The sequence below is a fragment of the Spirillospora sp. NPDC127506 genome (genome assembly GCF_040302145.1).
Taxonomy (GTDB): domain Bacteria; phylum Actinomycetota; class Actinomycetes; order Streptosporangiales; family Streptosporangiaceae; genus Spirillospora.
This window is the reverse complement of record NZ_JBEORG010000007.1, coordinates 52,103-66,234: the sequence shown is the minus strand read 5'-3', so window position 1 is coordinate 66,234 and position 14,132 is coordinate 52,103. Positions and strand designations below refer to the sequence as shown.

Sequence of the window (14,132 nt, the reverse complement as noted above, 5' to 3'; positions counted from 1 at the left end):
CCCGCTAACCTTCTGTGTACGGCGGACGAGCCGGCCGGACGGCCGCGTCGGGGAGCGATCCCCGTCGAGGAAAGTCCGGGCTCCACAGGGCAGGGTGGTCGGTAACGCCGACCCGGGGTGACCCGCGGGAAAGTGCCACAGAAAGCAGACCGCCACCGCCTCGCGCGGTGGTAAGGGTGAAACGGTGAGGTAAGAGCTCACCAGCGCCCACGGTGACGTGGGCGGCTCGGTAAACCCCACCCGGAGCAAGGTCAAGAAGGGGCCCCGCAAGAGGCCCCGCGCAGGTGCCCGAGGGCGGCCCGCCCGAGCCTGCGGGTAGACCGCTGGAGGCCGCCGGCAACGGCGGTCCGAGATGGATGGCCGTCACCCGCCGCCCCGCAAGGGACGGCGGGCACAGAACCCGGCTTACAGGCCGACTCGTCCGCCCCCAGACGCTCTGACCAGGAGCGCGACTGAGCGCAAGATCGCCCAGGGCACTTTCAGGGCACATCGAGCACCGGCTTGAACGCCCGATCCAGCGCGCTACGAGCCCGGCCGCCGGCCTCCGGCACGAGATGCCGTAGAGGCGCATCGCGTACCCGGGCCGCACGCGCCTCCGACTCGGCGCCTCACCTCTCCGCCTCCGCTGGGGCATGCGACCCTGGCGAATCGGGTCATGGGACACAGACGGGATGAAACGGGGCGCTTACCGTCCAGGTAAGAGCTGATCGCCTTGATCGGTGACGACGGCGGGGCCGGGGTGCTGAGCCCCGTGGAGAGGAGTGCTGATGTTCGTCATCGTGTTCATGGCCCTCGCGTTCGCCGGGCTGCTGGGTGGCCTCGTGTACCTGTGGGACTTCTCGCGCGCCAGCCGGCGCGACGCGCTGTTCCTCCCGGCGCAGGACGGGCGCGCGCGCCGGGCGCGCCGGGTGACGGGGATGTACGTGCGCGACTACCGGAGCGACGATCAGCTGGTCGGCCGCTGACCGAGCAGATCCGCCGGGCGCCGGGGCCCGGCGGATCGGCGGGGAGCGTGCGGGTCGTCCAGGCGGGGGGACGGCCCGCACCCTCAGGTAAGGGTGCGGGTGTTCGGGACCTCGTCCGGGACGCGGGCGAACGTCCCGGTGGAGCGGTCGAGGACCTCGACCGTCGCGGTGGACAGGTCCAGGTAGAGGCCGACCAGTTCGATCTCGCCGGACTCGACGCGCTCCCGGAGCCACGGGTAGGTCAGCAGGTTGTCGAGCTGCTGCATGACGTTGATCTTGCAGAGGCGGGTGAGGGGCGGCTCGTCCCAGCCGTCCGGGTCGGTGGACAGGAAGCGGGCGAGGCTGTGGTTGCCGTGCCGCAGCCAGCGCGACAGGCCCGTCAGGTGCTCGACCTCCGTGCCGCCCGCGAGGAGCGCGGCCATCGCGCCGCAGTTGGAGTGGCCGCAGATCGTGATCGTCCGGATGTCGAGGACGTTGATGGCGTACTCGACGGTGGCCGACACCGAGTCGTCGGGCGTCCGGGTCCCGTGCCGGGGGACGAGGGCGCCGACGTTGCGGTTGATGAACAGGTCGCCGGGGCCGCTGGCGGTGATGATGTTGGGCACGACCCGCGAGTCCACGCAGGTGATGAACAGGTGCTGCGGCTTCTGCTCCATCGCCAGCTCGGCCATGATCGGCCGGACGAGGTTCGCCGTGCTGCCGTGGTACTCGCGGACGCCGTCCAGCAGCACCGAGGCCGGGGACGTCTCCGGGGCGTCGAGCTCAGCCTCGGTCCGCCGCCGCCGGTTCGCCCAGGGGGCCCACCAGCGGGAAGGCGGGGCTGTTTTCCGCGGCTGACTCATATCGCCTGTCACGGCTCTTTCATACCAAGCCTCATGAATCTCGTCGATGTCGACCCTCCCCCCTTGGCGTTCGTGGGCGAGCCGCCACTGGTGGATCGCGTCGAACGCGGCGTGGTCCATGAAGTCGACATTGAGGTCCAGGTCGACGCTGCAGCCGGCCGGGATCTCCCGCAGCGCGCGCGTCACCCGGGGGACGCCGAGGAAGGTGAACGTCCCCTCGACGACCACGTGCCGGCGGGGCGGGACGGGCCCGTCGCCCGGCACCGGCACGAGCTCCTCCATCCGGACCGACAGCCGCGTCAGCCGCCGCAGCGCCAGCACCCCCATGATCGCGACGCCCGCCAGGACGCCTTCGCCGAGCCCCAGCAGGACGACCCCGGCGACGGTGCCGAAGTACGCCGGCGCCTCCCGGTGGCGCCGCAGGGCGCGGACGCGGGCGAGGTCGGTCAGCCGCAGCCCGAGCACGATCAGCAGCGCGGCGAGCGCCGACAGCGGGACGCGCTCGACGAGCGGCGCGCAGGCCAGCGCGAGCCCGAGCACCCACACGCCGTGCAGGACGGGGGACAGCCGGGTGCGCCCGCCCGCGTCCAGGTTGGCCGTGCTGCGGACGATCACGCCGGCCACCGGCAGCCCGCCGAGCAGCCCCGACACGGCGTTCGCGGCACCCTGGGCGCGCAGCTCCCGGTCGAGGTCGGCGGGCGGCGTCCCGGCCGGGCGGATCCGGTCGACCGCCACGCTGCACAGCAGCGACGCGACGGCCGCCACCAGCGCGATCGACACGACGGCCCCGGCGATGCCGAGCGGTGAGCCCGCCGGCAGGGCGGGGGCGGACCAGGCGTCCAGCGGCGAGTCCGGCAGGTCGACGTGCCGCACCGGCAGGCCGAGGCCCCAGGCGGCGGCGGTGGCGAGCGCGACGGCGGGCAGCGGCCCCGGGACGAGCCGCAGCCGCCCGCCGCGCGGCAGCCTCGACCAGCCGAGCAGGACCAGGACGGTCAGCCCGCCCACCAGCGCCGGCCACGGCGCCGGGCGCGCGAGCTGGCCGGGCAGCTCCCGCAGGTTGGCGACGGCGGACTGCTGCGGGCTGCCGCCGAGGACGACGTGCACCTGCGCGAGGACGATCACGACGCCGACCCCGGCGAGCATCCCGTGCACGACGGCGGGGGACACGGCGAGCGCGGCCCGCGCCACCCGTCCGGCGCCGAGGACGAGCTGCACCAGCCCGGCGAGCATGGTGATCGTGCACGTGGCGCGCCAGCCGTAGGTCTGCACGAGCTCCGCCACGAGCACGGTGAGCCCGGCGGCCGGCCCGCTGACCTGGAGCGGCGAGCCGCCGAGCAGCCCGGCGACGATGCCGCCGGCGGCCGCCGCGACCAGTCCCGCGGCGACCGGGGCGCCGGACGCGACCGCGATGCCCAGCGACAGCGGGACCGCGACGAGGAAGACGACGAACGAGGCGAGCAGATCCCGCCGGAAGATGGACACACTGCGTGGCTTTGAAGTCACAGAGTGTATATAATCATGACTAGCGCGGCTTCACGCGATTACACGCTCGCAGAGCCGGCGAAGGGCCCGCCGGGTGGATCCGCCGGGCCCTTCGGAGAGACGTGCTCAGCGGCGGTAGTTCTCCCAGTCGTCGGCGGGCTGGCGGTTGCCGTACTGGTCGTTCTGCTGCCCGCCCGGGTAGCCGCCCTGCTGCTGCGCTCCGCCGCCGTAGTAGCCGGAACCGTACGCCTGCGTGGCGTTGGGGTCGGCGTAGCCGCCCTGCGCGCCCGGGTCGTGCGGTGCGGCCAGCGGGTCGGCGCCGCCGTTGTAGCTGCTGCCGCTGAAGTCGCCGTACACGCCGCCGGAACTGCCGTACGAGTCGTGGCCGCCGCCGCCCAGCGGGTCGTCGTAGCGGGTGGCCTCGCCGTAGGCGGGGGCCGTCGGGTAGCCGTCGCTCTGCTGCTGGCCCTGCCCGTAGCCGGACGGCGCGCCGAGGCCGGAGTCGTAGCCGGACCCCATGCCCGTGTCGTACCCGCCGGCCTGCCCGCCGGACGGCCATGGGCCGGTGTTGCCCGTGCCGCCCGAGGGCGGGCTCGTCCCGTAGGAGCCGGTGCTCAGCGGGTCGCCGAGCGGGTCGTTCAGCGGGCCGCCGCCGTAGGAGCCGCCCGAGTCGGACGATGCCGCGGCGCCCGCCGACCGCTGCCGGTCGGACTGGATGCGCTGGAGCAGCTCGTCCACCGTCGGGAGCTTGTGGCCGTCGGTGTCGGACCCGCCGCCGGAGCCGCCGTGCGCGGCCGGGGCGGCCGGAGCCTGCGCCGGAGGCACCGGGGGAGGGGGCGGGGCGGCCGGCTCGTCGGGGCGGCCGAGGGGCAGCCCGAGCGGGTCGGACGCCCGCGGGTCGCCGCCGGGGCCGAGCGGCATGTCGAAGTCCTGGCGGCCGCCGGGGGGCGGCCCGGCGGCCGGGCGCCCGCCGAGCGGGTCGGAGCCGTAGTCGCCGTAGGACGGCTCGCGGGAGCCGTACGAGGGCTGCTCGGGAGCGCCGTACTGGTCCTGGCCGCCGTAGGACGGGTCGCCGGGGCCGTAGTCGGCGGCGGCGCCGTACGCGGGCTGCGGCTCCTGCCCGCCGTACGCCGGCTGGTCGGGCACGCCCGGGCCGCCGTAGGACGGCCCGCCGAGGTCGGCGGGGACCGGGTCGAGCGACGTCGCGCCGGGGTCGCTGCCGAACGGCGCACCGCCCGGGAACCCGCCCGGGGCGGGCATCTGCTGCGGGCCGGTGCCGCCGCCCTGCCGGCCGGGGTGGCCGAGGCCGTTCAGGACGGTGCCGTCGGCGCCCATCGAGACCGGCTGGGTCAGCTGGGGCTGCTCGGCGGGCTGCGGCTCGGGCGGCGGGCCGGGCGCGTTCAGCGGGTCGGCGGCGGGGTCGGGCTCCGGGCGCTCGCCCTCGTGGTCGCGGTCGTGCTGCCAGGGGAACTTGGGCTTGTCGAAGGTGATCGTCGCCCAGTAGTCGTCGTCCTCCATCTCGTCGGACGCCTGGCCGCTGGGCGCGGGGGGCGGCGGGGACGGGGCGGCGGTGGGCGCGGCGAGCGGCCCGCCGGCGACGCGGCGGTCCGGCCCGGGCTCGGGCGCGCGGTCGTAGCCGCCGTCGTAGCCCTCGTCGTACCCGTCGTTGTAGCCGGGGCCGTAGTCGTCGTGGCCCAGCTGCTCCTGCGGCGGGACTCCCCGGCGGCCGCGCGCCTTCTGCGGCTCGTCGTCCATCCAGTCGTCGTCGTCGCGTCCGGCTCTGCTGGCCCGCAGGCCCAGGGCCACGAGGACGACCACCAGGACGACGACCACAATGAGGCCGAAGACCACGATGTAAGAAGTCATGCCACCACCCAATGCCTTGGCCCAGCGAGAGTCGCCGGCGTGGACCGCGGGTCCGTCCCGATTGTCGCAAGCGTCCGGATCATCTCGGACTGATGCCGCCGGGGCTCAGCCCGATTGTGTCCGACCGCTATGACCGTTGTCACACCCTTCGCGCACATTTACCCTCACACGGCGTGTACCGATCGGCCAACTTCGCCGATCCGCACACCCCTGTCGGCTCCAGCCCCCCGAGGGGTCCGCGCTGACCCTGCGCCGCCAGGCTGCACGGTCAACGCGCCTGCTCGCCGCCGAAGTTCCCGGTGATCCGCCCGCGCCCGATGGTGTGCTCGGCGATGGCGGGGAGCGAGTCCTTCAGTTCGGCGCCGTTCTGGAACGGTGCCGGATCGTCCAGCGCGTAGATGGTGAACCGGTACCGATGCTCTTGTCCCTTGGGCGGGCACGGTGGCGCGTAGCCCGCCTTCTTGCCTGTGGTCAACCCTTCGACGGTCCTGTCCAGCCGGGCACCTTCGACGATCTCGTTCACCGTGCCGTCGATGCCCGCGATCACCCAGTGGACGTAGGCGCCGCCGACCGCGTCCGGGTCGTCCACGACGATCGCGAACGACTTGGTCCCGGCCGGAGTGCCCGACCACCGGAGCGGCGGGGTCTTCCCTTGCCCGCCAGGGTACGTCGTGCAGCCGTACCGCGGGGGCAAGTCTCCGCCATCGCGGAAGACCGGGCTGGTCACGGTGAACCACTCCGACAGCTCGGCGCTCTTGTTCTGCGGCGGCCCGATCAGCCCGCAGCCGCTCAGGGCCCCGGCGAGGGCGAGGGCGACGGCACCCGCCGCGGTCGGCGTCGGACGCCGGTCTCTGCTCATCATCGATACGCTCCCGGGCGAGATCGTAGCCCGCGGACCGCCGGGCCGCCGTCATCTCGGTCCCGCTCATCGGCCGCGCGCGTCCGCCCCCGGCGCCCCCTTCCTCGTCGGCCCCAACGATAGGGCTTTCCCGGGGGTGCGACGGGCGGTTCGCGGGGCCGCCCGCCGGGCGGCCCCGCCGGCCTCCCTGTGACCTTCGTCATGTGTGCTTTGACCCGTTCCATCCCATTATTTGAGAAGGAGTGGCGGGTTTCACACGCGATCCAGGACCTCGCTTTGCCGGATCGGGAAGTTCTCGCATTCTTCCCTGGTTATTCGTTGGTGCAGGGCACGTCCCATCGGATAGCTTGTGAATGTCTTCACAAGCCGACCGTGACATTGGAGGGCCGCAATGGCCAGGACCGCCGAGGAGACCTCTGGCGCTCCCCACATCCTCATCGTGGGTGGCGGCTATGTGGGCATGTACACCGCGTTGCGTCTGCAGAAGAAGCTGAAGCGAGAGCTGAGACGCGGCGAGGTCAAGGTCACCGTCGTTGACCCCAACTCGTACATGACGTACCAGCCGTTCCTTCCCGAGGCCGCCGCCGGGAACATCTCCCCGCGGCACGTCGTCGTCCCGCTCCGCCGGGTGCTGCCCAAGTGCACCGTGCGCAAGGCGCGCGTCACCGAGCTGAACCACGAGGAGCGCTGGGCGATCGTCCAGCCGCTGTCCGGGCCCCCGGAGCGGATCTCCTACGACTACCTGGTCATGGCCGCCGGCGCGGTGCCGCGGCTGCTGCCGATCCCCGGGCTCGCCGAGCAGGGCATCAGCCTCAAGACCGTCGGCGAGGCCATCCACCTGCGCAACCACGTCCTCGAGCAGCTGGAGATCGCCGAGTCGACGGACGACGTCGCGGTGCGCCGCAAGGCGCTGACGTTCGTGTTCGTCGGCGGCGGGTTCGCCGGCGTGGAGGCGGTCGCGGAGCTGGAGGACATGACCCGCGACGCCACCAAGTACATGCGCAAGGTCACCCCGCAGGACCTGCGGTTCATCCTCGTCGAGGCCGCCGACCGCATCCTGCCCGAGGTCGGCCCCGACATGGGCAAGTGGACCGCCGAGCAGCTGCGCGGCCGCGGCATCGCCGTGAAGATGAACACCTACCTGGAGTCGGCGGTCGACGGCCAGATCGAGCTGTCGGACGGCAGCAGCTTCCCGGCCGGGACGCTGGTGTGGAACGCGGGCGTCAAGCCGTCGCCGGTGGTCCGGCACGGCGACCTGCCGCTGGACGAGCGGGGCCGCGTCAAGGGCACCGAGTACCTCACCATCGAGGGCCTGGTGCGGGCGTTCACCGCCGGCGACAACGCCGCCATCCCGGACCTGACGCAGGAGGGCATGTACTGCCCGCCGAACGCGCAGCACGCGGTCCGGCAGGCGAAGCTCCTCGGCGACAACATCGTCCGGTCGCTGCGCGGCAAGCACCTGAAGCCGTACGTGCACGCCAACATCGGCGCCGTCGCCGGGCTCGGCCTGCACAAGGGCGTCGCCCAGACCTACGGCTTCAAGGTCAAGGGCTGGCCGGCGTGGTTCATGCACCGCAGCTACCACGGCGCGAAGGTCCCGACCTTCAACCGCAAGCTGCGCGTCGTCGCCGACTGGACGCTCGCGCTGTTCCTCAAGCGCGAGACCGTCTCCCTCGCCACCGTCGAGCAGCCGCGCGCCGACTTCCAGCTCGCCGCCCTGGACGACACCAAGGCGACGGGCAAGGTAGAGGAAACCGCAGCCTGACGCACCCTGACGCCCCGGCGGCCCACAACCGCCGGGGCGTCACCACACCCACCAGAATCGCCCCCGGCCCACCACGCCGCCCGGGACGAGCACGATTCGAACCCTCTTGCACCAGACCTGAGCCGTGGCGCAGACCGAAGCGACCGGCACGGGCAGGCACGCGGGGGGCGCTCTGCGCCCGGAGCGGGCATGCCCGCGCGACGCAGGCGACCGCAGCGACGCCGCGCAAACCGCAACGGGCACAGCAACCGCAACGACGTCGTGAGGATCGCCTGCGTCGCTAACGGGGGGTTCCAGGGAGTCGCCCCCCTGGGAGATCACGCCCGCTTTTTGAAGGCCCTCAGGGACAGTGGGGCGAAGACCATGGAGATGCCGGCGCCCCAGGCCAGGGCTATCCAGGCGTGTTCGAAGACGGGGCCGCCGACCAGGAGCCCGCGCATCGCCTCGACCAGTTGCGTGACCGGGCTGTTGTCCATGACGAACGCCACCGGGCCGGGGATGCCGTCGGTGTTCGGGATGAACGCGGTGCTGAGGAAGCTCAGCGGGAAGATCACCACGAAGCCGAAGATCTGCACCTTCTCCGGCTCGTTGACCTTCATCGCGATGTAGACCGACGTCCAGGAGAACAGGACCGCGAACGCGAGCAGCAGCAGGAACGCGCCGAGCAGGGAGAGCACGTTCGTCTCGATCCGGAAGCCGATGGCGAAGCCGACCAGCAGCAGGATCAGCATCGACCACGCCTGCTTGACGGTGTCGGCGATGATCCGCCCGGCGAGCGGGGCGCTGCGCGCGATCGGCAGGCTGCGGAACCGGTCGAACACCCCCTTGGTGATGTCGGTGTTCAACCCGAAACCGGTGCTCATCCCGGCGAACAGGGCGTTCTGCGCGATGATGCCGGGGATGACGACCGGCAGGTACGCCTCGACGCTGCCCGCCATGGCCGGGCCGAACACGTACGCGAACAGCAGCACGAACATGATGGGCTGGATGGACAGGTCCAGCAGCTCCATCGGGTTGTGCTTGATCTGGACGAGGTTGCGCCAGGCCAGCGTGGCCGTGTTGCGCAGGGCCGTGCCGGGGGCGATCCGCTTGGACAGGCTCTGCGGCGCGAGTGTCGCGGTGGTCATGCGGACGCCCCCTCCTTGTCGGCCGACTGGGCGAGCTCGTCGGCCTCGGCGTCGATGTCGTCGGTGTGGTGGCCGGTGAGGGCGAAGAACACCTCGTCCAGGCTGGATTTGCGGAGCGACATCTCGCCGACGGCGACGCCGGCGTCGTCGAGCCGGCGGACCACCGCCGGCATGATCCGCGGGTCGGTGATCGGCGTGCTGATCAGGCCGTCGCGCACTTCGGGGACGGCGTCGGCCAGCTCGCCGACGATCTTCGCCACGGTGCCGCCGTCGGCCCCGTGGATCGGGCGCACCTCCAGCACCTGCCCGCCGACCTGCGCCTTCAGCGTGTCGGACGTGCCGTGCGCGATGGCCTCGCCGCGGTCGATGACGATGATGTCGTCGGCCAGCTGGTCGGCCTCCTCCAGGTACTGCGTGGTGAGCAGGACGGTGACGCCGTCGTCGGTCAGGCCGCGGACGATGTCCCACAGGCCGTTGCGGCTGCGCGGGTCGAGGCCCGTGGTGGGCTCGTCGAGGAAGAGGATCTGCGGGCGCCCGACGAGGCTCGCCGCGAGGTCGAGGCGGCGGCGCATCCCGCCCGAGTAGGTCTTCGCCGCGCGTTCGGCGGCCTCGGTGAGCTGGAACCGCTCCAGCAGCTCGGCGGCCCGCGCCCTGGACTCCTTGCGGGGGATGCCGAGCAGCCGCCCGATCAGGATGAGGTTCTCGGTGCCGGTGAGCATCTCGTCGACCCCGGCGTACTGGCCGGTGAGGCCGATGAGCTGCCGGACCTTGTGCGCCTCCTTCACCACGTCGAACCCGCCGACGCGCGCGGTCCCGGCGGTCGGCTCGATCAGCGTGGCGAGGATGCGGGTCATGGTCGTCTTGCCGGCGCCGTTCGGCCCGAGCACGCCGAGGACGGTGCCGGGTTCCGCGGTGAGCGAGACGCCGGCCAGCGCCTGGGTCTCACCGAACCGCTTCTCCAGGTCCTCGGCCTGGATCGCGTACGTCATGTGATCTCCTGGGATCGTCTGCCGGACGTGCGGGGCCCTCCGACGGGGACCAGCCAAAATATGCGGTGTCCGGGGTGGTGTCATTCGGTTTTTTCCGCCGCCCCTGCCGGATGCGCGAGAGGTGTTCCCCAACCTGGCATCCGCCACTGACAAAACGTCGCCGCGGCCGGGATCGTGCCGCCGATTCCGGTGATCCTTCCCGGCCGGACCGGCTGGAGGGGGCCTCCGGCGTTCTAGACTCGCGGTGTGACGACGGTGCGGCGCGGTCACCAGAAGGACGGCGGGGGGCCGCACCCGCCGCGGTTGCGGCCGCCCGAACACCGGGTCTCGCCCCGCGCCATCGCGCACTGGGCGATCGAGTACCTGCTGCTGTGGGGGCTCGCGTTCGGGCTCGCGCTGGGCGTGGCCGCCTGGGCCGGCGACTCCGGGTGGGACGCCCTGCCCGGCTGGGTGTCCGGGCGTGTCGGCTGGCTGCCCTACGTCATCGGCGCCGCCGGGCTCCTCATGGTGACCGTCGCCCCCGTGTGGCGGTACCGGGTCCACCGGTGGGAGGTGAGCGCCGACGTCGTCTACACCCGGACGGGCTGGTTCAGCCGCGAATGGCTCCTCGTCCCGGTCGGGCGCATCCAGACCGTCGACAGCAAGCAGGGGTGGATCGAACGGATGCTCGGGCTCGCCACCATCGAGGTCAACACCGCCTCCCACACCGGTTCGTCGGAGGTGTCCGGGCTCCCCGTGGACCTCGCCACCCGCCTGGCCGGGGATCTCGCGCACCGCGCGCACGACCTCCGCGACGACGCGACGTGAACGTGCGGCTGCATCCGCTCACGTTCGTCGTCGGCGCCGTCCGCGAACTCGTCGCCCTCATCGCCGCGGGGGCCACCGGCCTTCTCGTCGGCGGCCTGTCCACGGCGTTCTACTTCACGCTGGTCGGTCTCGCGGCGGGGCTGCTCTTCCACGTCGCCAACTGGCTGACGTTCACGTACGTCCTGCACGACGACCGCATCGAGCTGCGGCGGGCCCTCATCGGACGCTCGGTGAAGAGCATCCCGCGCGACCGCATCCGCGGTGTCGACATCAGCGCGAACCTCCCGCACCGGCTGCTCGGCCTGGCGATCGTCCACATCGACGCGGGGGCGGACGGCGGCGAGGGCGAGCTCAACGCGGTCTCCCTGCGGGAGGCCGAACGGCTCCGCCGCGTCCTGCTGACCCGGGACGAGGACGCCCCGCCCCGCCGCGTCCTCGCCCGCATGCGCCGCCGCTGGTACGTGTACGCCCCGCTCAGCGGCGCCTACCTGCTGACCCCGTTCGCCGTGGCGGGCAGCCTCCTCGGCACCCTCTACAACCTCGGCGACGACCTGGGCCTGATCACGCGGAAGCGCGTGGAGAACTTCGGCCACGACGTGGTCGGGCTGCCCACGGCCCTCGTCCTCGCGCTGATCATCCTGGTGCTGGTCGCGATGCCGGTCATGTCGGTGATCGCCTTCACGCTGTTCAACTGGGACTTCACCGTCCACGAGCGGGACGGCTCCATCGTCGCCGAGCGCGGCCTGCTCACCCGCCGCAGCGTCTCCCTGGAGCGCCGCAGGCTGCGCGGCGTCGAGCTCACCGACAACCCGTTCGAGCGCCTCGCGGGCGTGACGCGGCTCGGCGCCCTCATCACCGGGCTCGGGGACGCCGCCCACCGGGGCCGGCTGCTGCCCGCGGCCCCCCGCGCGGTCGCCGAGTCCCTCGCCGCCCGCGTCGTCGGGAACGTCCCCGGCCCGCTGGTCGCGCATCCGCCCGCGGCGCGGAGCCGCCGCATCGCCCGCGCCGCCGCGCCCCCGGCCGGCGTCGCCGCGCTGGCCGTCCTCGCGGGGCAGCCCCTGGTCGCCGCCGCGTGCGCGGCGCTGGCCGTGCTCGCCGTCCCGCTGGGCCTGGACCGCTACCGCCAGCTCGGCCACGCCTCCGACGGCGAGCGGCTCACCGTCCGGTCGGGTTCGCTGCGCCGCCGCCAGGTCGTCGTCGAGCACAGCGCGGTCGTCGGGTGGCGCATCCGCCGCACGCTGTTCCAGCGCCGCCTCGGCCTGGCCACGCTGGTCGCGGCGGTCGGCGCGGGGGACGGCGGCTACTCCTCGGCGGACATGGCGGAGGAGGACGCGGTGGCGCTGGCCGCCGCGATCACCCCCGAATGGCTGACCCCGTTCCTGGACGCGGAGTCCCTGGGCGCGGACGCCGCCGGTGCAGACGCGGACGCCGCCGGCGCAGACGCGGACGCCGCCGACGCGGACGCGGACGCCGACGCGGATCCCGCCGCGCCGTCTAGTCGGGGCGGCGCGCGCCGAACATGATCTCGTCCCAGGACGGGACGGACGCGCGCTTGGCCTTGGACTTGCGCCGCCGCGCCGGGCGCTGCGGCGCCGTGCTCTCGGCGCTCGCCGCCGCGGCGGGCGGGGCGGTGGCCGGCTTGTCCTGGGCGGCGGGCATGGTGGGGCGGGTCGCCGGCTTCTTCTTGGCCGGCGTCCGCGCGGGCTGCCGCGGCGCGGGCGGCTTCTTCACCGGCGCGGGCTTCGCCGCCTCCGGCTCCCGGTGCGGGGCCGCCGTCTCCGGCGCGGCCGCACGGTGCGAGCGCTCCTCGCCGGCCTCGCGGGCCTCGCCGTCCTTCGCGCCGTCCGCTCGCGGCTCGCCCGGCCCGTCCTCGCCGGGGGCCGGGGAAGCGGCGGCGTCCCGCTCGTCCCGCACCGGGGCGCCGGGCTCGCCGCGCGTCTCCACGTCCTCCTGAGGACGGGCGGTGCTCTCGCTCTGCCGCCCGGGTTCGTCCTCGCCCTGCGGCTGGACGGCCTCGACGGCCTCGACGGCCTTGGCCGCCTCGCGGTCGCCGTGCGCCGCCTCGGCCGCCTTCTCCTGCGCTTCGCCGGTTCCGCTCTTCGCGTGCGTCTCGGCGGCCTCGCCGTGCGCCGCGCGGGGCTCTTCGCTCTCGCCCTCGGAGGCTCCGCGCTCGTCCTGCGCCGGGGCGCCGGACGCCTGCTCCGCCTCGCGCACCGCGCTGTCGCGCTGATCATCGCGCTCCGCCTCGGGCGCCGCGTCCCGCGGCTCGGCGGCACCGTCCGCGCCCTGCGGCGGGCCGGCCGCGGCTGGCCGGGCGTCGTCTTCGTCGCGGCCCTGGGCGGCCGCCTGCTCGGCCTCGGCGAGGTCGTCCTCGTCGCCGGGGCGGGCGGCCGCGCCGGGGGCCTGCGGCGACGCGCGCCGCGCGGGCGTGGCGGGCGCCTCGCGGAGGGGAGCGGTGTCGGACGTCTCGCGGAAGCCGGGGCGCGGGTCGGCGATGCGGCCGCGCTCGATCAGGTACTCGCGGGAGTCGGCGCGGCGGAGGGGCTCGGGCGGGCCGGGCTGCTCGGGTTCGGCGGGGAGGCCGCGCACGTCGCGGTCGCCGCCGACGACCTTCATCGCGGGGCGGCGCGGGACGAGCGGGGTGACGGTGTCGGACAGCGCGTCGTCGTCCCACTCGACGGAGGTGAGGCGCGCGGCGATCTCGTCCAGCGGGGAGACGTGCCGGCGGCGCGGGTCGAAGGTCCACTCGGCGGCGTGCGGGCGGCCGCCCTCGAAGAACGACAGCCGGACGCGCCAGGTGCCGTCCTCGCACTTCCAGGAGTCCCACTCGGCCTCTTCGAGGTCGACGCCGCCGCGGCCGAGGCGCTCCTCGACGGTCTCGCCGAGCGGGGGGCCCGGGGTCGACTCGCCGGGCCGGCGGACGGTGACGCGCTGCGCCTGCTGGGCCATGTACTCGCGTTCCTGCAGGACCGGTCCCTCGAACCAGCGGACGCGCTCGACCGGGATGCCCGCCGATTCGGCGATCTCCTCAGCGGTCTCGCCGGACCGGATGCGGGCCTGGATCTCCTTGGGGCGCAAGGGACTCTCCACTTCGATCTCGAACTGGCCGAGGCGGGAGAAGTGCCCACGGACCGCGGCGCGGAGCCGGTCGTCGACGGGCAGGGTGAACCGGGTGCCTCGGCCCGCGGTGGCCAGGACGAGGTACGTACCGTCCTCGCTGACCGCGACGAGGCGCAGCTCCTGCATGCGTGTCCTTCCTGCCCTGTCTTGATGGCACGGAGGACGCCGGAGCGATCGGCCGTGCTCTCACGGCCGGCCGTCCGATGCCCACCGAGGGCGCATGCGTGCCCTTTCCCCCGGGTTCCCGAGTCTCTCTTCCGGACACACCTGCTGCCAGCACCGTACCCGGCATGTCCGAACATCGCCGCTC

Annotated in this window: 10 protein-coding genes and 1 other RNA gene; 5 read left to right on the top strand and 6 right to left on the bottom strand. The window is 73.7% G+C overall.

The genetic code is table 11. The annotated features are described in order from the left end of the window. The first annotated feature begins 26 nt into the window (after positions 1-26). Both rnpB and ABTW95_RS09905 read left to right on the top strand, forming a co-directional pair. Positions 27-424, top strand: an RNA gene (gene rnpB, locus ABTW95_RS09910) — RNase P RNA component class A. A gap of 343 nt (positions 425-767) precedes the next feature. Then, entirely contained in the window at positions 768-965 is a 198-nt protein-coding gene (locus ABTW95_RS09905; protein ID WP_396448616.1) for a hypothetical protein, read from the top strand. An 83-nt stretch (positions 966-1,048) separates the two neighbouring features. Here ABTW95_RS09905 and ABTW95_RS09900 read toward each other — a convergent pair whose 3' ends face one another. From ABTW95_RS09900 to ABTW95_RS09890, 3 genes are all read right to left on the bottom strand, one after another. Next, positions 1,049-3,289, bottom strand: coding sequence for a SulP family inorganic anion transporter (locus tag ABTW95_RS09900; protein ID WP_500225982.1), 2,241 nt, complete (start codon positions 3,287-3,289; stop codon positions 1,049-1,051). A gap of 126 nt (positions 3,290-3,415) precedes the next feature. Further along, complete coding sequence (locus tag ABTW95_RS09895; protein WP_500225980.1) at positions 3,416-5,155, bottom strand: hypothetical protein; 1,740 nt, start codon at positions 5,153-5,155, stop codon at positions 3,416-3,418. A 268-nt stretch (positions 5,156-5,423) separates the two neighbouring features. Then, positions 5,424-6,017 carry a YbhB/YbcL family Raf kinase inhibitor-like protein gene (locus ABTW95_RS09890; RefSeq protein ID WP_500225979.1) on the bottom strand — a complete coding sequence of 198 codons (594 nt, stop codon included), beginning with the start codon at positions 6,015-6,017 and terminating at the stop codon, positions 5,424-5,426. A gap of 388 nt (positions 6,018-6,405) precedes the next feature. On the opposite strand from ABTW95_RS09890, the gene ABTW95_RS09885 reads away from it, so the two are divergent. Next, positions 6,406-7,779 carry an NAD(P)/FAD-dependent oxidoreductase gene (locus ABTW95_RS09885; RefSeq protein ID WP_396448619.1) on the top strand — a complete coding sequence of 458 codons (1,374 nt, stop codon included), beginning with the start codon at positions 6,406-6,408 and terminating at the stop codon, positions 7,777-7,779. A 317-nt stretch (positions 7,780-8,096) separates the two neighbouring features. Here the strand turns inward: ABTW95_RS09885 and ABTW95_RS09880 are convergent, their stop codons facing one another. Both ABTW95_RS09880 and ABTW95_RS09875 read right to left on the bottom strand, forming a co-directional pair. After that, positions 8,097-8,906 carry an ABC transporter permease gene (locus tag ABTW95_RS09880; RefSeq protein WP_396447108.1) on the bottom strand — a complete coding sequence of 270 codons (810 nt, stop codon included), beginning with the start codon at positions 8,904-8,906 and terminating at the stop codon, positions 8,097-8,099. After that, positions 8,903-9,895, bottom strand: a complete 993-nt coding sequence (locus tag ABTW95_RS09875; protein WP_500225977.1) for an ATP-binding cassette domain-containing protein — start codon at positions 9,893-9,895, stop codon at positions 8,903-8,905. The genes ABTW95_RS09880 and ABTW95_RS09875 overlap by 4 nt, the downstream gene beginning before the upstream one ends. A 246-nt stretch (positions 9,896-10,141) precedes the next feature. Here ABTW95_RS09875 and ABTW95_RS09870 point away from each other — a divergent pair, with 246 nt between their 5' ends. Together ABTW95_RS09870 and ABTW95_RS09865 are read left to right on the top strand one after the other, a co-directional pair. Beyond that, positions 10,142-10,702, top strand: coding sequence for a PH domain-containing protein (locus ABTW95_RS09870; RefSeq protein ID WP_396447110.1), 561 nt, complete (start codon positions 10,142-10,144; stop codon positions 10,700-10,702). Next, positions 10,699-12,225: a PH domain-containing protein gene (locus tag ABTW95_RS09865; RefSeq protein WP_500225975.1), complete on the top strand. Its 1,527-nt coding sequence runs from the start codon at positions 10,699-10,701 to the stop codon at positions 12,223-12,225. The genes ABTW95_RS09870 and ABTW95_RS09865 overlap by 4 nt, the downstream gene beginning before the upstream one ends. Here the strand turns inward: ABTW95_RS09865 and sepH are convergent. Then, on the bottom strand, positions 12,197-13,948 hold the full coding sequence (gene sepH, locus ABTW95_RS09860; RefSeq protein ID WP_500225973.1) for a septation protein SepH: 1,752 nt from the start codon (positions 13,946-13,948) through the stop codon (positions 12,197-12,199). The genes ABTW95_RS09865 and sepH overlap by 29 nt on opposite strands. Positions 13,949-14,132 lie beyond the last annotated feature (184 nt).

Coding starts and splice junctions, on each gene's coding strand:
- ABTW95_RS09905 (WP_396448616.1), top strand. CDS start 768: ATGTTCGTCATCGTGTTCATGGCCCTCGCGTTCGCCGGGCTGCTGGGT.
- ABTW95_RS09895 (WP_500225980.1), bottom strand. CDS start 5,155: ATGACTTCTTACATCGTGGTCTTCGGCCTCATTGTGGTCGTCGTCCTG.
- ABTW95_RS09890 (WP_500225979.1), bottom strand. CDS start 6,017: ATGATGAGCAGAGACCGGCGTCCGACGCCGACCGCGGCGGGTGCCGTC.
- ABTW95_RS09885 (WP_396448619.1), top strand. CDS start 6,406: ATGGCCAGGACCGCCGAGGAGACCTCTGGCGCTCCCCACATCCTCATC.
- ABTW95_RS09880 (WP_396447108.1), bottom strand. CDS start 8,906: ATGACCACCGCGACACTCGCGCCGCAGAGCCTGTCCAAGCGGATCGCC.
- ABTW95_RS09875 (WP_500225977.1), bottom strand. CDS start 9,895: ATGACGTACGCGATCCAGGCCGAGGACCTGGAGAAGCGGTTCGGTGAG.
- sepH (WP_500225973.1), bottom strand. CDS start 13,948: ATGCAGGAGCTGCGCCTCGTCGCGGTCAGCGAGGACGGTACGTACCTC.